The sequence below is a fragment of the Brasilonema angustatum genome, from assembly GCF_059505445.1.
Window position 1 is genome coordinate 1 of the sequence record NZ_JCACKO010000039.1, and the last position, 19,544, is coordinate 19,544.

General features: G+C 41.9%; 17 protein-coding genes. 6 read left to right on the plus strand and 11 right to left on the minus strand.

What is annotated here, in order from left to right; translation table 11 throughout:
• Positions 1 to 396: 396 nt before the first annotated feature.
• A complete protein-coding gene (locus AC5JM2_RS09605; RefSeq protein WP_495834667.1) occupies positions 397 to 1,464 on the minus strand; it encodes a potassium channel family protein in 1,068 nt (355 codons plus the stop codon).
• Positions 1,465 to 1,597: 133 nt separating this feature from the next.
• On the opposite strand from AC5JM2_RS09605, the gene AC5JM2_RS09610 reads away from it, so the two are divergent.
• Positions 1,598 to 2,863, plus strand: a complete 1,266-nt coding sequence (locus AC5JM2_RS09610) for an aspartate aminotransferase family protein (RefSeq protein ID WP_495834668.1) — start codon at positions 1,598 to 1,600, stop codon at positions 2,861 to 2,863.
• Positions 2,864 to 3,110: 247 nt separating this feature from the next.
• On the opposite strand, the gene AC5JM2_RS09615 is transcribed toward AC5JM2_RS09610, so the two are convergent.
• The 5 genes from AC5JM2_RS09615 to AC5JM2_RS09635 all read right to left on the minus strand — a co-directional run bounded on the left by AC5JM2_RS09615 (position 3,111) and on the right by AC5JM2_RS09635 (position 8,427).
• Positions 3,111 to 4,001: a hypothetical protein gene (locus AC5JM2_RS09615; RefSeq protein ID WP_495834669.1), complete on the minus strand. Its 891-nt coding sequence runs from the start codon at positions 3,999 to 4,001 to the stop codon at positions 3,111 to 3,113.
• Between the two features lie 128 nt (positions 4,002 to 4,129).
• Positions 4,130 to 5,542, minus strand: a complete 1,413-nt coding sequence (locus AC5JM2_RS09620; protein ID WP_495834670.1) for a galactose oxidase-like domain-containing protein — start codon at positions 5,540 to 5,542, stop codon at positions 4,130 to 4,132.
• A 683-nt stretch (positions 5,543 to 6,225) separates the two neighbouring features.
• Entirely contained in the window at positions 6,226 to 7,356 is a 1,131-nt protein-coding gene (locus AC5JM2_RS09625; RefSeq protein WP_495834671.1) for an FUSC family protein, read from the minus strand.
• Positions 7,357 to 7,387: 31 nt separating this feature from the next.
• A complete protein-coding gene (gene tsaB / locus AC5JM2_RS09630) occupies positions 7,388 to 8,077 on the minus strand; it encodes a tRNA (adenosine(37)-N6)-threonylcarbamoyltransferase complex dimerization subunit type 1 TsaB (RefSeq protein ID WP_495834672.1) in 690 nt (229 codons plus the stop codon).
• A 101-nt stretch (positions 8,078 to 8,178) separates the two neighbouring features.
• Positions 8,179 to 8,427 carry a Ycf34 family protein gene (locus tag AC5JM2_RS09635; RefSeq protein ID WP_495834673.1) on the minus strand — a complete coding sequence of 83 codons (249 nt, stop codon included), beginning with the start codon at positions 8,425 to 8,427 and terminating at the stop codon, positions 8,179 to 8,181.
• Positions 8,428 to 8,513: 86 nt separating this feature from the next.
• Between AC5JM2_RS09635 and AC5JM2_RS09640 the strand changes: the two genes are divergently transcribed.
• Positions 8,514 to 9,761: a tRNA nucleotidyltransferase/poly(A) polymerase-related protein gene (locus AC5JM2_RS09640; RefSeq protein WP_495834674.1), complete on the plus strand. Its 1,248-nt coding sequence runs from the start codon at positions 8,514 to 8,516 to the stop codon at positions 9,759 to 9,761.
• A 52-nt stretch (positions 9,762 to 9,813) separates the two neighbouring features.
• Here the strand turns inward: AC5JM2_RS09640 and lepB are convergent, their stop codons facing one another.
• The gene (gene lepB / locus AC5JM2_RS09645; RefSeq protein WP_495834675.1) at positions 9,814 to 10,446 is read right to left on the minus strand and encodes a signal peptidase I; all 633 of its coding nucleotides are present in this window, start codon (positions 10,444 to 10,446) and stop codon (positions 9,814 to 9,816) included.
• A 260-nt stretch (positions 10,447 to 10,706) separates the two neighbouring features.
• Between lepB and AC5JM2_RS09650 the strand changes: the two genes are divergently transcribed.
• Positions 10,707 to 12,029 carry a dihydroorotase gene (locus AC5JM2_RS09650; RefSeq protein ID WP_495834676.1) on the plus strand — a complete coding sequence of 441 codons (1,323 nt, stop codon included), beginning with the start codon at positions 10,707 to 10,709 and terminating at the stop codon, positions 12,027 to 12,029.
• 215 nt (positions 12,030 to 12,244) lie between these two features.
• Positions 12,245 to 13,357: a phosphatase PAP2 family protein gene (locus AC5JM2_RS09655; protein WP_495834677.1), complete on the plus strand. Its 1,113-nt coding sequence runs from the start codon at positions 12,245 to 12,247 to the stop codon at positions 13,355 to 13,357.
• Here AC5JM2_RS09655 and tsaE read toward each other — a convergent pair.
• Together tsaE and AC5JM2_RS09665 are read right to left on the minus strand one after the other, a co-directional pair.
• A complete protein-coding gene (gene tsaE, locus AC5JM2_RS09660; RefSeq protein WP_495834678.1) occupies positions 13,344 to 13,808 on the minus strand; it encodes a tRNA (adenosine(37)-N6)-threonylcarbamoyltransferase complex ATPase subunit type 1 TsaE in 465 nt (154 codons plus the stop codon). The genes AC5JM2_RS09655 and tsaE overlap by 14 nt on opposite strands.
• Positions 13,809 to 14,123: 315 nt before the next feature.
• Entirely contained in the window at positions 14,124 to 15,518 is a 1,395-nt protein-coding gene (locus AC5JM2_RS09665) for a gluconeogenesis factor YvcK family protein (RefSeq protein WP_495834679.1), read from the minus strand.
• 172 nt (positions 15,519 to 15,690) lie between these two features.
• Here AC5JM2_RS09665 and ruvC point away from each other — a divergent pair, with 172 nt between their 5' ends.
• Entirely contained in the window at positions 15,691 to 16,182 is a 492-nt protein-coding gene (ruvC, locus tag AC5JM2_RS09670; protein WP_495834680.1) for a crossover junction endodeoxyribonuclease RuvC, read from the plus strand.
• 429 nt (positions 16,183 to 16,611) lie between these two features.
• Here ruvC and AC5JM2_RS09675 read toward each other — a convergent pair whose 3' ends face one another.
• Positions 16,612 to 17,331, minus strand: coding sequence for a response regulator transcription factor (locus tag AC5JM2_RS09675; protein WP_495834681.1), 720 nt, complete (start codon positions 17,329 to 17,331; stop codon positions 16,612 to 16,614).
• Positions 17,332 to 18,104: 773 nt separating this feature from the next.
• On the opposite strand from AC5JM2_RS09675, the gene AC5JM2_RS09680 reads away from it, so the two are divergent.
• Complete coding sequence (locus AC5JM2_RS09680) at positions 18,105 to 18,734, plus strand: CPP1-like family protein (protein WP_495834682.1); 630 nt, start codon at positions 18,105 to 18,107, stop codon at positions 18,732 to 18,734.
• Positions 18,735 to 18,797: 63 nt separating this feature from the next.
• On the opposite strand, the gene AC5JM2_RS09685 is transcribed toward AC5JM2_RS09680, so the two are convergent.
• Positions 18,798 to 19,487 (minus strand): HAD family hydrolase, encoded by a 690-nt coding sequence (locus tag AC5JM2_RS09685; protein WP_495834683.1) that lies wholly within the window; start codon positions 19,485 to 19,487, stop codon positions 18,798 to 18,800.
• Positions 19,488 to 19,544: the final 57 nt, after the last annotated feature.

The window sequence follows — 19,544 nt, forward strand, 5'->3', positions numbered from 1 at the left end:
GTGTTAAGCATACCGCCAGCGTTCATCCTGAGCCAGGATCAAACTCTCCGTTTTGGTTAATGAGTTTATCAAGGCTCCGGAAAAAATTTTCCGAAATCTTTCCTAACTTGATATAGTTTCACTAAGTGAAACTATTAATTTATTCTTAAAATCACAAGTCTCAGTGCTTTAGACTTTCAAACTATTCATTTTTTTTTGGTTCGGTGTGTTATCTGTTTTTAACACTTTATCTAATGTAGACCCTATTTTTTCCTCTGTCAAGGGGTTTATCAAACTTTTTCGTAATCTTTTTGCTAGTACAGCACAGCATAAATAAGCCAAGTAGAATATGGGATTGATCATAGAGCGATTGCCCAAAGGGCAGACGCAATCATGCGTATCGCAGAACTTTTCGGTCTACTGACTTTTCCTGGGTCGTCGCAGTCTCTTGGAACCGATGGGTCCTAAAACCTTGTTAAGAGTACGTAATTGTTCAGCTGTCCCCATAGCTATCAGAACATCTCCTGTTAGAAAAGCGGTTTCAGGAGTCGGACCACCGATAAGTTCGCCATTGGTGCGGCGGATAGCAAGTAATAAAGCTCCGGTTTTGGCTCGCAAATTTGCTTGTCCTAAAGTCTGACCTACAAAAGGACAGATCGCAGGGTCTAACAAAAATTCTTCCATATATAATTCTCTGTCTGTACCAGAGATAATGCCATCTACAAAGTCCATTACTTGGGGTCTAAGGGCTGCAGCTGCCATGCGCTTGCCTCCAGTTATATAAGGAGAAACTACAGCATCTGCACCAGCACGTTGTAACTTTTGCAAAGCTTCCTCTGTACTGGCGCGCGCGATCGCCCGAATTTTAGGATTAAGTGTTTTCGCTGACAAAACTACATATAGATTTTCTGCATCCGAAGGTAATGCTGCTACAATACAAACCGCTCGATCAATACCAACTTTCCACAAAGTTTCATCCAGAGTTGCATCTCCTTGGTATACAATAAAACCCTTTTCTTGAGCTATTTGTACAGATTCTAGATGAGAATCAATAATCACAAAAGAAACATTTTCTGCCTGAAATTCTATGGCAATTTGGCGACCAGTGCGGCTAAATCCACAGATGATATAATGCTGTGTTAAGGATTCCATCAAGCGCCTCTGTTGTCGTATTCTAATTCCTTGTTGAAAGTAACCTTGAATAACGGCTTCTGTGAATCTGTTGACAATATAACCAATACTAATAACACCCATTAAAATCAAGGCGATGGTAAACAATCTGCCTCGTGCCCCTAGCGGTCGGGTTTCACCGTAACCAACAGTAGATAATGTGATGACGGTCATGTAAACCGCATCTTCCCAAGCCCAATGCTCCACAAACTTGTACCACAAAGTGCCAATAAGAAAGACTCCAGCAAGAGCGATCACCCCTGCTTTTAACTCTTTCTGGATACTTTGGTATTTTTGTTCAAGTGTTGAATACACGGTTTTTTTCCATCGCCACTCGTTTGAGAATATCTGAGTGCTAGCTTAATATGAGGTTTGTAAGAAGATTTTTTTCAAGATTCTCATAGAAACTAGTATCCAACGGTAGGATAAAAAATTTCAGGAGTAGGTAGTGAGCATACAAACTCTGATTTCACAAGCGACGACTCCGTCTAGCCCCTTTGATACAAATAGCTTCAATCAAGTTGTCATGTCCACCTATGCGCGGTTTCCCATAGCCCTAGAACGGGGTGCTGGATGCCGTGTTTGGGATACACAGGGGCGAGAATATCTCGACTTTGTAGCAGGTATTGCCACTTGTGCCTTGGGACATGCCCACCCTGCATTAATTGAAGCTGTCACACAACAAATACAAAAACTACACCACGTTTCTAATTTGTACTACATTCCTGAGCAAGGAGAATTAGCAAAGTGGATAGTCCAGCACTCCTGTGCTGATCGCGTATTTTTCTGCAACTCGGGGGCAGAAGCCAATGAAGCTGCGATTAAACTGGCTCGGAAATACGCCCATACAGTGCAACAAATTGAAAAACCAATCATTTTGACCGCACATGACAGTTTTCACGGAAGAACTTTGGCAACAATTACCGCCACAGGTCAACCGAAGTATCAAAAGAACTTTGAACCTTTAATGCCCTGTTTCCACTATGTACCTTACAATGACATAGAAGCAGTGGAAGTAGCGATTAGCGAACTCGATGAAGGTGATTATCGCGTAGCGGCAATTTTGATAGAACCATTGCAGGGAGAAGGTGGTGTACGACCAGGAGATATTGCCTACTTCCAAAAGCTGCGGCAGATTTGTGATGAAACTGGTGTTTTGCTGATTTTTGATGAAGTCCAAGTCGGCATGGGGCGCAGCGGCAAACTATGGGGTTACGAGTGTCTTGGTGTTGAGCCAGATATCTTCACGAGTGCTAAAGCCTTGGGCGGTGGTATCCCTATCGGGGCAATGATGTCCAAATCATTCTGCGATGTTTTTCAACCAGGAGAACATGCGAGTACCTTTGGCGGAAATCCTTTTGTGTGTGGAGTTGCCCTGACAGTCTGTCAAACTTTAGAACAGGAGAATATTTTACAAAACGTAGAGGATCGGGGTGAACAACTGCGAAGTGGCTTGCAGGCGATCGCAGCAAAATACCCCAGTCACATCACCGAAGTACGCGGTTGGGGTTTGATCAACGGTATGGTATTAAATCCACAAACTGCGCTAACAGCAGCGGAGGTTGTGAAAGCTGGGATCGACGAGGGCTTATTGCTTGTTCCCGCAGGTCCTAAAGTCATTCGGTTTGTGCCACCGTTGATTGTGACAGAAAAAGAAGTCGAGGAAGCATTGCAAGCTGTTGACAGGGCGATGGCGAGTGTCACAAAAGAATGAACAAGGAAGATGGTGGCACTAATGAAGTTAGTAACCTTCAACACTGACAGAAAATCTGTCATCAATAGATACACGTTTATAAACCTAGCGTTTGGACGCTTGTTACTTTCAGCTTCGAGTAAGAGTTGAGCCACGTGATTGAAAAAAGTCATACGTGGTTCTTTGGGAAGAGAGATACGCTGACGTATACTCTCTAACCCAACTAATCATGAGTGGTGAATCACATGCTTAAGTTAACTCAACCAAGCTAAATTGCAATTCTGGCAACGTCAAAATCTTTTATCCTAGTGATAACTCCAGTGCTTTTATTGATGGTATGCAGGTATTTTGGTGACTCATATCTTCGAGCACCTAAGGCGAACAATTCGCTTGATGAAGAGCAAACCAAGCCACTGAAGCCACTATTCCAAGGTTGAGCGTTAAAGGTTAGTGGGGTTGTTTCGTTTTTGCTATTTATCTGTAACAAACTTGTTGTGCCTTGGCGATCAACACTAATTCCATAAAGATTTCCATCTGGACATTCAGCGACAGTAGTAACCCGCACATTTCCAGACAGTTTCTCCTCATCTGCAATTTGGCCTGTTTGAGAGTTAATACTCACTATACTCATGGGGGGTGTACCATTCCTTTTGCCGACTAAAGCACCCAGAGAGCCGTTTTTACGGGTGAACAAGTCAATAATCGTCTCTTGCTTTTTGAGTCCTGAAATTGTTACAGTTTTTGGAGAAGCACCCAAAACAAGAAGGCGAGTCGGTTGATCGGCTCTGTTGTCTGTAGTACTAGTAGTAGCTACTACCTGTGTGCCATCTTTTAAAACAGCGAAACCAGTTATTTGCTCACCGAACTCCAGAATAGGTGCGCTTGTGAGTATAGGACCACGGTTTAAAGACCGGACAACAAGAGGTTGGTTAGTGAATGCAGCAATGACTTTGCTAGTAGTTTGCTCAAGAATATTTTCGGTACTATCTATTTCAGGAATTGCTAACTCATCAGTGCTGGTAGAACCAAGAATCAAACCTAAGATGTCTGAACTAGGCGTTTGTGCGAAAGTTTTATTTACAAAGGTTCCTACGGTAGCCACTACAGTAGTGGCGATCGCGACTTGACCAAACTGTCTGCGTGTTAACTTCAGGTTCATATTTGATGCTTACAATAATTGCGTCTGAGTTATCAAGTCAGGAAAGACAGTAAATTGTGCCCTGACTAATTATTAATTTCGGACTTAGGCTTTTGCCTGTTTACCATTTGCTATGAGCTGTGAGCCAACTATGTTAATTGAATCCAGCGTGCCACTGATGGAACGTTATTGTTATTAGTAATAAACATCATGTAGTAACCAGGTGGTGCCACGTTGCGGTTACTTGTTATCGTAACGGTGAGAAAAGCGCTAGTTCTAGAGTTAATTGGTAAGTCTACTAGCCGTTGTTCGGTATCTAAACCATGAGTTGTCGCCATTGGTCTAATTAGATGAACCCATTTGATGCTTGCAGCTTGGGATGTCTGGATCGTGATTCTTCCACCGTATCCCACTAATTGGGGAGCGCTTTGAATCGTGGGTCGTGTCTGTGACATGTAAGCTGGACTATAAATTTCTATTCGCGATTCATAAGAACCACGCTCAGGATTTCCCCCAGCTGTCACAACTCTCCCATCTGGCAGAAGCAGCGCCACAGAATGATAGACACGACCGTTAACACTTGGTGTCTCTACCGCTGTCCAGGTATTCGTTGCTGGATTGTAAATCTCTGCTGGCAGGGTTGATTGTCCTACATCCTCGTTCATTCTGCTGCCATTACACACAAACACCGTGCGATCAGGCAACAATACTGCATTGTGGTGCATTCTAGCGTTGATCAAAGAGGGTGCTGTCGTATAAGTGGGGTTACTAGGATTGAGATTGATAATATTGACACGATTAGTTGCCACGCCACTATCATTGCCTCCACCGATAATCATCACCTTTTGATCTTGAGCTGGTGGTAGCAATACACTGGCACTTTGGTTGCCGTAATCTGATTGTTGTAAGCCAGACACTGACTGCTCTGTAATGGCTTGGTTGTACCTACTAGGAAGGGTGAGAATTTTTGGGGAGACACCATTGTTGCCTCCTAGTTGAGCACCGGAATAGAAAAGTTTCCCACTACTAAGCAGGAAAAGGTGCGCGTAGAGCGCGAAAGAACTAGTTGGTTGTGAAAAAATAGTCCAACTACTACCGCTAAAAATTTCTGGGTTTTTGTCGAGGTTGCCATTTACATCAAGACCTGAGATCGCAAAGATCCTACCGCTACCTAAAGTTAATACGGTAGGATACCAGCGACCTCTATTCATTGATGCGACTCGTGTCCATGCTTGGGTTCTGGGATCAAACGTAAAAGTAGCGGTCTCTCCAAAAAAGGGATCGTACTGTATAGTACCGCCTGCAACGAGCAACTTACCGTTGGATAGGAACGACTGAGCAGCACAGAAAACGTCAATGGGGTTTCCAGCATTATCTAGAGGGATGTTTGGACGTAAGAAGGTACCGTTATTCACATCCCACAAAGCTGCACCTTGAGCAGAATTTGCTACGTTGTTCGGATCATTACCCGAACCTGCAAAAAACAAGACTTTACCCGTGTTCAGTAAAGCGGCATGAACCGGATTAATTGGACAGTTATACGATAAAACTTGCCAGGGCATTGTAGTGAGTTTTTCCGCTAGAAAAAAAGGACAAGTAGGTAAACAGTTATTAACTCGATTTCAACTTATTGCATATAGCAATAGGCAGCATTAAGCGTCAAAGTTGTTATAAAATCTTGCAACTTTGAGATTGTCTAGCAACACAACTTACTAGACAATTAGGAAGAGTATTATTACCCCGATAACGTAAATATTTTTATCGTCAGAATTTTTAAAACTGACTTGTTGCAACAGTCTGAACTTTTATTTTAAAAATAAACTAATCTCAAACATGGCTGGCTCCAAAGAATAGGACAAGCAAATTTGAAATTAGAAACTGTGGAGCGGAAGTACTACGTCTTCCCCGTACTCTTTGAGTATTGCACCCTTTAACGTTGCATTTTGCACTCCGCACTATTTGACTTTTGCAAGTTTTCATGCAGTATTCCAGACTCTTCCACACTGGACTTTTTCACTTTGCACTCCACATTACTGAAGATTTTCTATCAAAGTGTATCAATTAATCATTAAAATTTACTTCTACCAAATTGTATAGCTGAATTAACAATATTTAATTTAATCTTCGGTAACTTAAATTTGAAACAAGAAATGAAGTTGTAAGTTGTTAATAAGTCAAGAGTCAATAAAGAGAATTTAAGTTTCTTTCATCTAAAATTTAATTTCGGTGAAAAGTATTCATTTTATTAGGAATTAGTTAATGTGTCCGTCATTCTTTGCAGCTTTCTACCGACTTCTTCCATCGTGTACAAAAAGGTGAAAAAGCGCAGTAGCTCATTGATGGGATAATCTGTGTGTCGAATACCTTGCAAGTGATTCAATTGCGCTGATGCATTGGTGAGCGCAACTTCCATCTTTGGTAAAGATAGATGAGATTGATGCGACTTAACAGCGTGTGCCAAGGCGAACATGGCACTTCTGGTTTCTTGTGCCAGTTGGGTTAGTTGAGGTGAAAGCATATGCCAAAATGTGTCTTGCTCTCGGGCAAGTATAGTATGTTCCATTGTCAGGATATGCTCCCAAATCCTTCGGACTAAAAATTCCCAAGCTTCATTAACTTGCTTCTGTGGCGGTTCGCGTGTTTGTCCCTGTCTGACTTCTTTCCATAGCTGGCGTCCTTTCTGTAATGAACTAATAATATTGACTTTTATCTCATCCGCTTTGGAACGCTGATAATTTCCTGTTAATGCACCGTCCACAACCAATCCGTAAAATTCCTCCAAAGCCACCAACGTTTGTGACAGACAACCCCTCAGTTCTATTCCCGCAGAAGCAGGAAAGATCAAATTATTTACCAACAGTGCAACAAAAATCCCCAACAGAGTTTCTAGAAACCTGCCCCAAGCGTAGAGCCAGGGAGACTGGTTATGACTCAATATAACAATTGCCGATAAATATCCCGCCAACTTCGCCGTCTCATTGAATTTCCAGTAGTTAGCCAGAAGTATAGTCAGGAATACACTGATTCCCAATGACCAAGGATTGCTACCTAGCGTAATAGCAAAGATGGCTCCACCAATGGCACCAATCGCTGTTCCTATTAACCGCTGAATTCCCAATGTCAAAGTACTACCATGCGTTGATGACATCACAATAATTGCAGCGATGACTGCATAAAAGGGATACTCCCATCGCAAGCACTGAGCAATGACCAAAGAGATCACAGATGCTATTGCCATTTTCAGTGCCATTTTGGCTAGTATCCCATCGGGAGAACAAGCCCAATTGTTTAATACTGTGATGATTTGTCCAGGCGATTTATGTTGACTTGTACTTTGGTTATCTGGAGGAGGAAAGGTCTTATGGGGTTTTACCATATTCATGAAGGGCGAAGTGGTTGCTGGTTTTCTACATTTCCACAGGATGCTGACCGTAAAATGGTAATGCTTCTGACCAATTAGGACATTTCCCTTGTTGCCAATCTAAATATGCGAGTTGCAATACACTTGTGACTGTCGCTGCTAATCCAGATTCTGCTTTAATAAGTTGATAAGTGGTATTCCAGGTAGCTAATTTTTCTTGCCAGACTTCAGGTGTCATCACGGTATCTGGCAACAAGCTGGTAAGTCCAGAAATATTTGGTGTCGATTGATAAATAGCACCGAAAACTTGACCGCGTTGAGCAGGCATTTCCACAGCGATGTCGCTTTGGGATCTTACTGCTGGTTTGGTTTCCGTTGACACAGAACTGAAGTGAAAAACTTGTGAATAAGCTACAGCTGCCAAAGTAGAAATAGCAAAGACAGGAAGACCTAACTGTTGCCCCAAAGTACGGGCAGTGACAACCCCAATACGAGTGCCAGTAAAACCTCCTGGCCCTTTTGCAACGGCAATAAATGCCAAGTTTCCCCAAATCTGGGGCTGGATAAACTCAATTAAATATTGATGCAAATGACTAGATAATTCACGATCTAAATACCAAACTTGAGAACGTGTGTCTCCTGCAAAGTTACTTATTGCCAAACCTAGTTCACGAGTTGTGGTGTGGAGTGCCAGTCCGTATTCTGTTGGTTCAAGATGTTCTAATTCAGTGGTCAAAGCTTGTTCAAATAATGGTTAAAAATATAATTACACACACAGATACGACTACCACAAAAAATAGCAGTAGCCGCGTTAAACACACACAACAGAATCTATAATCAGGTTGGCACTAACTCACCAGGACGCAACTTCGACCACTTACCCATTTCCCGCTTAAAACTGAGACAGCCTACAACATCCCATTCCATTTCAATCACATCTTCCTGTGTACGGATATTGACATTGATGGAAGGTTCGTTCGGCTCAAAATTTGGCGTTTCGGTCAAGTGCGGTTGTTGGTGCTGCGTTTCTACCGCATGGTAGGTGAGACAGCGGTCTACATAGTGGCAATTTACACAAACACACATAATTGAACCAACTCCGGGGACCTTTATTGATAATCTAGCTTAAGCACCATTGTTATTCACTAGTCGCTGGGTTTATTTTTATTACGATGAACGGTTCAGTTCCTTCTCTGCTGTCACCAGAAAATTGGCCATTTAGTTTGGAATTCTTGCCACAAGCAGCTTACATTGTAGGTGGTGCTGTACGAGATGCTATTTTGGGAAGGAATCGCGAATATCTGGATCTAGATTTTGTTGTTCCATCTGACGCTGTAAAAGTAGCTCGCAAAATAGCGACACACTACAAAGCAGGCTTTGTTTTATTAGATCCACAAAGACAAATTGCTCGTGTTGTGTTTCCCAACGCCACAGCGGATTTTGCTCAACAGGAAGGCGATCGCCTAGAAACAGACTTGCACAGGCGAGATTTCACAGTAAATGCGATCGCATATAATCCTCACACTCAAGAAATCATTGATCCCCTACAAGGTTATGTAGATTTGCAACAGGGTCTTTTGCGAATGATATCACCTGCTAATTTAGTAGACGATCCATTACGATTAATGCGGGCATATCGGCAAGCAGCACAACTTGGTTTTACGATTGAGCCAAATACCCAAGCTGAAATTCGTTCTTTAGCATCACACATAACAAAAGTTGCCTCGGAAAGAGTGCGGGCAGAATTAAGCTATATGCTAGTTGACGCTCAAGGAACTCCTTGGATTGCAAAAGGATGGGAAGATGGTTTACTTGCGCCTTTCTTTAAACACGCGACAAAAGAAAGTGTAAGTTTATTAGCAGTGCTTGATAAAGTTGCTTATCAACTTGCTCAAATGTGGCAGCAATTTGGGGTAGAACTTGCCGAATACGTACGCGAAACAGTCAAAACCACTTGGTTGGGTGTTGCAAAACTTGCAACTCTAGTCAACTCAGAACCCAAAATAGCAGAAATAGAGTTGATGGAATTAACTTATAGCCGTGCTGAAATAAAAGCGGTAAGCACCGCTTTAACGGTGTTACCGCAATTACAAAAGCCTCTAATGTCTTTACGAGAACAATTTTTTTTCTTCCAAGAAGCGGGATTAGTTTTCCCTGCCAGTGTTGTTTTAGCACTAGCAAATGGAACATCGTTAGAGGCGCTTACACAATTAATCACCCGCTATCTTAACCCTGATGATCTGGTCGCTTATCCCATACCACTATTGAGCGGTAGACATATTATGTTAGCACTGAATATTCCAGCTTCGCCACTGGTTGGCAAACTTCTTACTGAAATTGCAGTAGCGCAGATTGAGGGCAAGATTTTCACACCAGAACAAGCCATAGAATTTGCAGCTGGGTTGTTAGATAATAATTGAGATTCCCTTAGAAAAAAAGAGTTCTAAAGTATTTTATCAAAATTTTCTGTAATTATGGATACAGAGGAGTTTTATCTATTCCTCCAACTTGATTGAGAGGCCAAAAGCGAACGATCGCACGTCCGATAATATTCTCACGTGGAACAAGACCCCAGCAACGGCTATCATAACTACTATTGCGGTTATCACCTAACACTAAGTATGAGTTCGGGGGTATCGTCACTGGTTGGGATAAGAAAGACGGTTGCGGACCTGATGTACAAACATCAATAACTGTACGTTGTGTAGCTGATAGATACTTGTTTTCTGGAAGGACTTTGTTATTTATATAAACTTTGCCATTCCGGAGTTCAATCTTTTCTCCTGGTAACCCAATGACACGCTTAATAAAGGCATCTTGGTACTGTTCTTTTTGTAGCTCTTGTGTAGGGGAAAATACTACGATATCGCCTCGCTTCGGACTAGAAAATTTATAACTTAATTTATCGACAATAATCTTATCTGCCTCCCACTGATTTGGAGATCCATGCAAGGTTGGTTCCATTGAACCAGAAGGAATCCAACGAGCTTCGGCAACAAATGTGCGAATTCCTAAGGCTAGGACTATGCTTAATATCACTGTCCTACTAAGTTCTGCGAGCCAAGAATTATTGGGTGGTTGGTGACTAGAGTTATTTTTAGACACTTGATATGCTGTGAAATTACAAAAGTAATGGCTTTGGTGCAGGTGATTCACTTGCCTCAGCAGGGATGCTGTATTTGTTTATCTTACACTTTACAAATTAGGTGTTAAGGTAATGTAGTCATCTTAAGGGAGTTTATTTATTAAAAATTATAAAGTTTTTGTTACGAAAAACACAAAATGCCTGCAAAGAATCCAACTAAGTTTAACCTATATAAATAGTTATCTGTCACGCTCAGTTCTTTTTTTTACGCAGTTGATCCATGTCATCTCCTACCAGTTTGCTGATTCGTCGCGCTCGAATAGTTTTATCCAATGGTGAATCGGTTGTTGGGGATGTGCTGACAAGCGATCGCACAATAATCGAAATTGCACCAGAAATTACTGCCACAACGCCAACTACAGAAATTGACGCACAAGGGTTAACTTTGTTGCCAGGAGTCATTGATCCACAAGTCCACTTTCGCGAACCAGGACTGGAACATAAGGAAGACTTATTTACCGCCAGTTGTGCTTGTGCCAAAGGGGGAGTCACTTCCTTTTTGGAAATGCCGAATACACGTCCTTTAACAATTACCCAGCAAGCTCTTGATGATAAGCTACAACGAGCCTCACAAAAGTGCTTGGTTAATTATGGCTTTTTTATTGGGGCAACGACAGACAACTTGCCTGATTTGCTTTTGGCAAAACCAGCTTGTGGAATCAAGATTTTCATGGGTTCAATGCATGGACAGTTGCTAGTTGACCAAGACGCTGCACTGGAAGCTATATTTTCTAAAGGCGAGCGTTTAATTGCTGTTCATGCTGAAGACCAAGCCAGAATTAACGAACGTCGCAAGGAATTCGCTGGAATTCATGATCCAGCCATTCATTCTCAAATTCAAGATAATCAAGCCGCCCTACTAGCAACTGAGCAAGCGTTAAGACTTTCTAAGAAATATCAGCGTCGTTTGCATATTCTGCATATGTCAACAGCGGAAGAAGCAAACTTACTGCGTCAAGACAAACCAAGTTGGGTGACAGCAGAAGTCACACCCCAGCATTTGTTACTTAATACCAGTGCGTATGACAAGATTGGCAGCTTTGCGCAAATGAATCCACCTTTGCGATCGCCCCACGATAATCAAGTCCTTTGGCAAGCTTTGCGTGATGGCGTGATTGATTTTATTGCCACAGATCATGCACCTCATACATTGGATGAGAAAGCTCAAGAGTATCCAAATACTCCTTCTGGAATGCCTGGTGTAGAAACTTCTCTACCTTTGATGTTAACCGCTGCAATGCAAGGACACTGTACCGTTGCTCAAGTTGTTAACTGGATGTCACAAGCGGTAGCCAAGGCATATGGTATTCCAAATAAGGGAGCGATCGCTCCTGGTTATGATGCTGATTTAGTTCTTGTAGACTTGGACACTTATCGTCCTGTCTTACGCGAGGAATTGTTGACCAAGTGTGGTTGGAGTCCTTTTGAAAGCTGGAATTTAACTGGATGGCCTGTGATAACTATAGTAGGTGGTCAAGTTGTGTATGAAAAAGGCAACGTAGATACACGAGTGCGGGGTCAAGCCTTAACTTTTAATCATTAGTCAACCGCACTGGCTCCCCTCCTGCAGCGCTGGCTCGTCTTGGCGGTACCCTGCGGGAAGCCGCTACGTGTCTACGTTAAATCAGGTATTCTTCTGGCGGATCGGGAGTAGCTGTCAAACAACCGTGAACATGCCTGAAATAGCCAAAGTCTGTTTAGTACATATGTATGATGTGTAAGTCCTAACAGTTTGACTGGAATCAGCTAAGTAGAAAAATGGGCACTCATTTTCATAACCTTCTCAATCAAAATCCTTTAGTTCGGGCAATACACACTGCTGTTAAAGGAAGAGCTAGATATAAGGTAAATGGGCTTTATCGTTCGGAAGCTCTCAAAAGATATCTTGAATTGCGATTATCGGAACACAAAAACATTCAACAAGTTAGTGCCAATCATGATACAGGAAATGTTCTTGTTCTTTTCCACTCAGATTTGAGTGCAAATGCTATAGCCTCGCTTCTTGAAAGAACTGTCTTAGATTACAGAAAACAAGGCACAAAATTGCCTGTAAGGACAGCTTATATCAGCGCAGCGTCACAAGAAGCAAAAATTTCACCTATAAACAAAAGAAAATTAAATCACTTGACAGTCGGTGAGCACAAACAAAAAAGCACCCAAACGCATGTGAAAAAACAATTAGAGCAAGCGGGCAGTCAACTTATTCTAATATCAGGAACCACTGTGTCCACTCTTGTTCTATTCACCGGGCTGCTACATAGGTATGGTCTTGATGAACGCATTTTACTAGCAATTCAGAAGCTGCATACGCCACTTCTTGATCACATTATGGTTGGCATCACTTTTCTCGGACAACCAGTCGTTTTGCTGTTAATTTGTTTGGGATTGAGAATGGGACTGCAGCGTTATAATCGTCGCATTCAAGCAACTACCTTGAGCATAGCTGCAATTGGTGCTATAAGCTTAACTTTTTTCCTAAAACGGCTATTTGGTAGAGCACGTCCAGATTTATGGGACTGGATTATTAATGTAGGACATCACAGCTTTCCTAGCGGTCATGCAATGGGGTCAATAGTGATTTATGGCTTTGTAGGCTATATTTTGGCAAAGGAATTTCCTCAATGGCGAGGACAAATTTTTGCTTTAACCGTTGTTTTAATTATTGCAATAGGTTTTAGTCGGCTTTATCTGGGTGTACACTGGCCTACTGATGTACTAGCTGGCTATGCGACAGGCTTAGTGTGGTTGATTGTCTGTATTAAGAGCTTGGAACTGTGGCAAAAATCTCAATTATCAGGTAAATATTTACACAGTTTTTTAGGAAGGACAAATTTACAACAAGCCCAAAAGGTACAAATTACATGCGCCTAGTAACGATTTCTTCACTAAGAACACAATTATGGGGTGTAATTTCCGCTTGGCGAGTTTTTTCATCTCCATAACTCAAGCGTACACTAAGATAGCTATCTGGTTTGTAGGGCATACGTTCCGCCCACTCAATCGCGACAATTCCTGGTGTAACTTCAATGCCTTCCCAGTAGGTTTCCAAGTTTAATGCGGGGACTTCATTTGATTCCAAACGGTATAAATCCAGATGGTAAAGCGGAAGGCGTCCTTCTGTATACTCGTTAATTAGGGTAAAAGTTGGGCTAACAATTGGATCAGTAATGCCTAAGCCTTCCCCAATCCCTTGTACTAAAGTCGTTTTGCCAGCACCTAAATCACCTTCTAGCAAAATGACATTACCAGCATTTAGTGATTGACCAAGAGTTATTCCAAGCTTTCGCGTCGCGGTTGTATCTGCCAGAAAAATTTTGCTCATCACTGACCTCCTTCGCTCAATTCAAAATTTTGAATATCCACTACGCCCAATTGGCAGCTTGTGGGCAGGAAGTAGAAAATTCAAAATTATTTTTTGTTCGTGCAGCCTGCCGGTAGAACATACTATAAATTTTGAATTGGTTTATCATGTTGTCTTCTCAACCTTTTGACTTTTGATCGTAAATGAAAGGGTCTAAGACCGCTAGGTGTATACGTAGTCTCACTTTCAGTTGAGGTTTAAATCGCCCCCAATGGAAGAAAATGTCTTTCATTTTGCGAAAAGTTTGCGCGTCCAGGTTTCCCGGCGCAAAACTTTTCAAGACGAATTTTGAATTTTGAATTTTGAATTATTAAGATGCCCCCCACTATACCACCGCCACAACACTCGTGCTAATAGTTGGGAGTTGTGACGGACGCAACCTGTTTCATCTTCATGCATCACGTTAGCTATCACAATTCGCCGTCCCAACTGGGTTACGGCTTCTCGATCTAGAAAAACAGGATGGGAGTGTTGTTGAGCATAGCGGATCAGTGCACGCTCACTAGGAGATTTTTTGTGTACCAGTACAGCATTAAACAGAGGTCTACCGCAAGCAGCATCAATCGCCCTAATGTGGTCAGCAACAGTGTATCCCTGAGTTTCTCCAGGTTGTGTCATGATATTACATATGTAAATGCGTGGTGCGTCCGAGGCGGCGATCGCATCAGCAATCTCTGGTACTAACAAATTAGGAATGACGCTGGTGTAAAGACTACCAGGACCCATAATGATGTAATTAGCTTCTTTGATTGCCTTAATAGCTGCTGGCAAAGCTGGCGGATTTGCAGGAATGCAGCCAATTTTGACAATACTACCACCCGCTTCGGTAATTTTAGATTCCCCTTCTATACGGCGACCATCGGCTAACTCAGCCCAAAGACGCACATCGGTAAGAGTTGCTGGCAAAACTTGTCCTCGGATTGCTAAGACTTTAGAACTGGCAGCTACACCTCTTTCCAAATCGCCAGTAATGTCACTCATCGCCGTCAAGAACAAATTGCCAAAACTGTGACCTGTCAAACCATCTCCAGCTTTAAAGCGGTACTGAAACAGTTCTGTCAATAACTTTTCTTCGTCAGCTAATGCTGCTAAACAATTACGAATATCTCCTGGTGGTAGCACGCCAAATTCCTGACGTAACCGTCCTGAAGAACCGCCATCATCGGCTACAGTGACAATGGCAGTAATATTGGCGCTGTAAGCTTTCAAACCTCTTAGCAGTGTGGAAAGTCCAGTACCACCACCAATGACTACAATTTTCGGTCTCCGGTACAATCGGCGATGTGCCAGCAAGACATCAATAAGTTCCTCATCGCCTTCTGATCGCAGTACCTGAGTAATTGAACTTACTGTCCGAGTTTGTCCCCACAGAAGCAGCAACAAGCCACCCAGTATCACCAAAGGACCGCTGATGTAATACGGTACAATATCGGTGATCACTCCCAGAATGCCCCTCAAAAACTTAATCGCCCAAAAAATTGGCGTTAGCCTAATCCAGATAGCAAATCCCAGACTTGCTAAAATCATACCTCCAACACTAATGAGTAACCATCGTTTCACCGATAGCCCAGGGGACAACCACTTGAACCACTGGTTCACTCGATAGGAAGTGCGACTGCGTGACTGCTTTTGCAGGGCTTTGAGGGCTTGTCTGAGAAAACCAATTGACATACCTGATTTATAGCAGTACTACTAACAATGATTAACAGAAAATGTATACCACCTGGTTGAAATTCAGATGTGGAATTGTTACACTTTTCAATCCGATTGGACTAAAAGTACATAGTCTAAATTGCCAGTATACCGACTCAATAGGCTTTATGGTCAAAAAAACAACAAGTAAATGGAACAGCGAATTTTAGGAATAGATCCGGGACTAGCAATTTTAGGATTTGGGGCGATTATATGCCAAAAAAATCAAGACAAGGTGCAACATGATTGTGTAAGTCTACTCGACTTTGGTGTTATCAATACGCCAGCTAATACAGAAATCGGACAGCGGCTATGTACGTTATACGACGATTTACACACCCTGATAAAAGAATTTCAACCTCAACTGGTAGCAATAGAGAAACTTTTCTTTTATCGTATGGCAAATACTATCCTCATTGCACAAGCACGAGGAATAGTCATGTTGGTGTTGGCACAGCATCACTTACCAACAGTGGAATTTAATCCTGCCCAAATTAAACAGGCATTAACGGGATATGGTAACGCGGATAAACAGGAAGTTCAGCAAGCAGTGGCGCGAGAGTTGAATTTAGACTACATTCCTCATCCAGACGATGCTGCAGATGCATTGGCTGTTGCCTTGACGGCGTGGTTTCAGATTTAGTTATCCCTTAAAAAAATAAGGCAAGTCTAATGTATAACCGGAAACTAAAGGATAAAGTTTTTCATCCTTTATGGTTTTTAGTTCATTTTTTATTTTCCTCTCAAGAAACACAGGGGTGTAAGGGGTGTAAGGGGAGCCAGTGCTCGGCTAGAGTTTCCCGACTTGTAGACGCCGGAGACGGCTTCCTGCAGGGTAGCACAAGCGCGTTGTAGGGGTGTAAGGGAAAAAGGTGTTTCTTTCATATTTTACTGGCTGCTAAGCTGCTAGTTGAAGGCTCAGATCTTGAAGTCAACAGACTGAGGCTTTAAAACAACGCCTGATTAGTGCTTGTGCAGTAGATCTGAATTAAGCAGTTGTATGAAGGTTAATTTTATAACCAGTTTTTCCAGAAAAATATCCGTGACGTACATATTTTGGCAATATTTTAGGTTAGGAAGATTTTTCAAAATGCTGACCTTGAGAAGAAGATTCAAACTTATACCCGACGCCTCGTACAGTTTGAATTAATGCTGGTTGGCTGGCATCAATCTCAATCTTCTTGCGAATTTGACCGATATGAACGTCTACAACTCTTTGATCCCCGACGTACTCATAGTCCCAAACCTCCTGAATCAGTTCAGAACGCCGCCAAACTCGACCAGGATGGCTAGCTAAAAAATGCAACAGGTCAAACTCCAAAGCAGTTAAAGGCACTGGTTGGCTGTTAAGTGTGACTTCCCGCCGTACGGGGTCAATCATTAATTTTTCAAAGACTAACCTCTTCTGTTCTGCCGTAGTAACAACACGTTGACGCCTTAAAATGGCTGCTACTCTAACTTCTAGTTCCCCTAGACCAAAGGGTTTGGTCAGATAATCATCCGCACCTTTAGAAAAGCCGCGAATCTTGTCGGCTTCGTCTGCACGACTTGTTAACATCAATACAAAAACTCCGTTACGGCTTTGCATCTCTTGGCAGAGGTTAAATCCGATGACGTCTGGTAAATTTACATCTAAAATTACCAAGTCTGGGTTAAATTGCTCAAACAGCGCAAGAGCAGTTTTACCATCTTCGGCAGATTCTACCTGATAGTTTTGCTTAATTAAGAAGCGTTGGATTAAGTTTCGAACCGCAGGGTCGTCATCAACTACAAGAATCTTGGCAGGAGCCATGACCATCACTTTGCACAAAAATTTATAGGATAAAGGGCGAATTCCGTCAAAAAAATGGTTTTCGCATTGGAGACAATATGTATCTACAAGGCTAAGGTATGATTTCCCTGATTATTTAAATACTAGTGTAATCAGGATTATCCACAATTAGGGCGTAAATATTTTGGAAATGCTGCCCATTGCTCCAGTATTTGACTTTTTTGTCAATTTTGTTTGTGTCCATAGGGCAAATCCTCTAACCTTAGCCACAACAACTGGTTTAACTTGGACAGAAGCTATCCCAGATGTGCGATAATTTAAAACCCTTTAATTTTAAATCGAGATGTGACTTTATGGCACGAGGAAGCAAAAGACAATTATTTAGAACTCACCTTGGAGGAACGTAAATTGTTGAATCTGAAACACAAGAGATTTTTTCATCGTAAAAATTGCCTTTTAGGTATTTTTTGCTTAAATTCTAGAGTAAAGCCCTAGTTAATCAACGACATGAGGGGATACACGGAGCTATGGCTATATGTTAAAGTGGCTATAAGCTAATCGTCATTCATTTTCCCAAACTGATTCGCTTGTAGTAAGGGCTTCAGTCCTGGCTTTATGCAACTTAAATGCTCATTAGCTTAGTTAAAATTACCAAACTAGTGTGGCTTACCAGTGCTAATATCCGGGTGAAGCATACGAATTGACCAAAACTTTGGTTTCAACCAAGATAAAAATATAGTATTTTTTGTTTAGTAAAACATTGCCGCTGACTGAGGCTGAAGTAATAAACTCCCATGAGCGACGAGCAGAATCCCTACGATAAACTTGGGCTATCAGAAGATGCTAGCTTTGATGAAATTCAAGATGTTCGCAATCGTCTATTGGAGCAACACAGTGGCGATGCTAAGCGTCTGGAAGCTATAGAAGCTGCTTATGATGCGATTTTGATGGAACGCTTGAAGATGCGCCAGGAAGGTAAAATTAAAGTGCCTGAACGTATCCGATTTCCAGAGCGTTTAGTGCAATCGCTTCCAAAAGAAAGTCAAACTCCTCGCCAGCAGTCACCTGCATGGCTGCAACGAATTCTAGATAAGCCAACATTAACAGATACTTTGTTGCCTGGAGCTTGGTATGTTGGATTAAGTGCCATTAGCGTTTTTTACCAAGCTGGTGGCGACCAAGCATTGCAATTAGCGTTAGTACTTGGGGTGTGTGTCAGTATTTACTTTCTTAATCGTAAGGAAAAAAAGTTTGGTAGAGCAGTTTTATTAACGCTAATTGGTCTTACTACAGGGTTAATTGCAGGAGGGCTAGTCGCCACATGGCTTATCCCTCAAACACAGATTATGAATGTGACTCAAAATCAGTTTTCTACTGTCGTCACATTCGTATTATTATGGCTTATCAGTAGCTTTTTAAAATAAATGGGTCATTGAACAACAGGTAATAAAGAACAGATCCCTTAATTCAATTGCAACTCAGCTTGTCTATTGTGGCGTTGTTTGTAGAACTAGATCTACAGCAGAACTTAAATCCTGGGCAATTAAGTTAGGCTGGTAGAGTTCTAGTTGAGAGCGATCGCGAATGCCACACTCCACAGCTATGACCTTAATGTTATGTTTTGTGGCAGAAATGATGTCAGCTTCTGTATCCCCCACCATCCAAATATCAGTGGGAGGGGGCAATTCTTCAATTGCCCGTGCCATCAACAAAGGTTTATCATCAATGTCACGGGTTTTGACATGATCGTCGCTTAAGCAGTAACAGCGATTTTCTGGGAAAAATCTCCCTAAATCGTGTTTATTAAAAGCATAATCTAATTCCCGAATCCGACGCATAGTCATAACAACTAAATCTATACCTGCCTGTTGAGCTTTTAACAGTGCTTCTACAGCACCAGAAGCTAGGCAGTCATACTGAAAGTAAGATTCTGTATGCACAGTTTGTAGCCGCAATTGAGAAAACTCTTGTGCCTGCACTTCATCTAAACCAGAAATCATACCAATTTTTTTTTCGGAAACGCGCGATCGCTTCAGCTGCCAAAATTCTGCTTTTGCAAGTTGTTGTACCTGTTGGTTTGGACATTGGATTTCTTCCAAGCAAAATTGGTACACACGGTAGTACCGCTCAGAAACATCAATGATCGGGCCATCAAAATCTGTAATAATTCTTAACATTTTTTTATGAAAATGTAAATATTATCTACAGAATATCCCAAATCATGCTACTTTATA

Coding starts and splice junctions, on each gene's coding strand:
- AC5JM2_RS09685 (WP_495834683.1), bottom strand. CDS start 19,487: ATGTTAAGAATTATTACAGATTTTGATGGCCCGATCATTGATGTTTCT.
- tsaE (WP_495834678.1), bottom strand. CDS start 13,808: ATGAGCAAAATTTTTCTGGCAGATACAACCGCGACGCGAAAGCTTGGA.
- AC5JM2_RS09650 (WP_495834676.1), top strand. CDS start 10,707: ATGTCATCTCCTACCAGTTTGCTGATTCGTCGCGCTCGAATAGTTTTA.
- ruvC (WP_495834680.1), top strand. CDS start 15,691: ATGGAACAGCGAATTTTAGGAATAGATCCGGGACTAGCAATTTTAGGA.
- AC5JM2_RS09620 (WP_495834670.1), bottom strand. CDS start 5,542: ATGCCCTGGCAAGTTTTATCGTATAACTGTCCAATTAATCCGGTTCAT.
- AC5JM2_RS09680 (WP_495834682.1), top strand. CDS start 18,105: ATGAGCGACGAGCAGAATCCCTACGATAAACTTGGGCTATCAGAAGAT.
- AC5JM2_RS09640 (WP_495834674.1), top strand. CDS start 8,514: ATGAACGGTTCAGTTCCTTCTCTGCTGTCACCAGAAAATTGGCCATTT.
- AC5JM2_RS09615 (WP_495834669.1), bottom strand. CDS start 4,001: ATGAACCTGAAGTTAACACGCAGACAGTTTGGTCAAGTCGCGATCGCC.
- AC5JM2_RS09655 (WP_495834677.1), top strand. CDS start 12,245: ATGGGCACTCATTTTCATAACCTTCTCAATCAAAATCCTTTAGTTCGG.
- AC5JM2_RS09635 (WP_495834673.1), bottom strand. CDS start 8,427: ATGTGTGTTTGTGTAAATTGCCACTATGTAGACCGCTGTCTCACCTAC.
- AC5JM2_RS09675 (WP_495834681.1), bottom strand. CDS start 17,331: ATGGCTCCTGCCAAGATTCTTGTAGTTGATGACGACCCTGCGGTTCGA.
- AC5JM2_RS09625 (WP_495834671.1), bottom strand. CDS start 7,356: ATGGTAAAACCCCATAAGACCTTTCCTCCTCCAGATAACCAAAGTACA.
- AC5JM2_RS09665 (WP_495834679.1), bottom strand. CDS start 15,518: ATGTCAATTGGTTTTCTCAGACAAGCCCTCAAAGCCCTGCAAAAGCAG.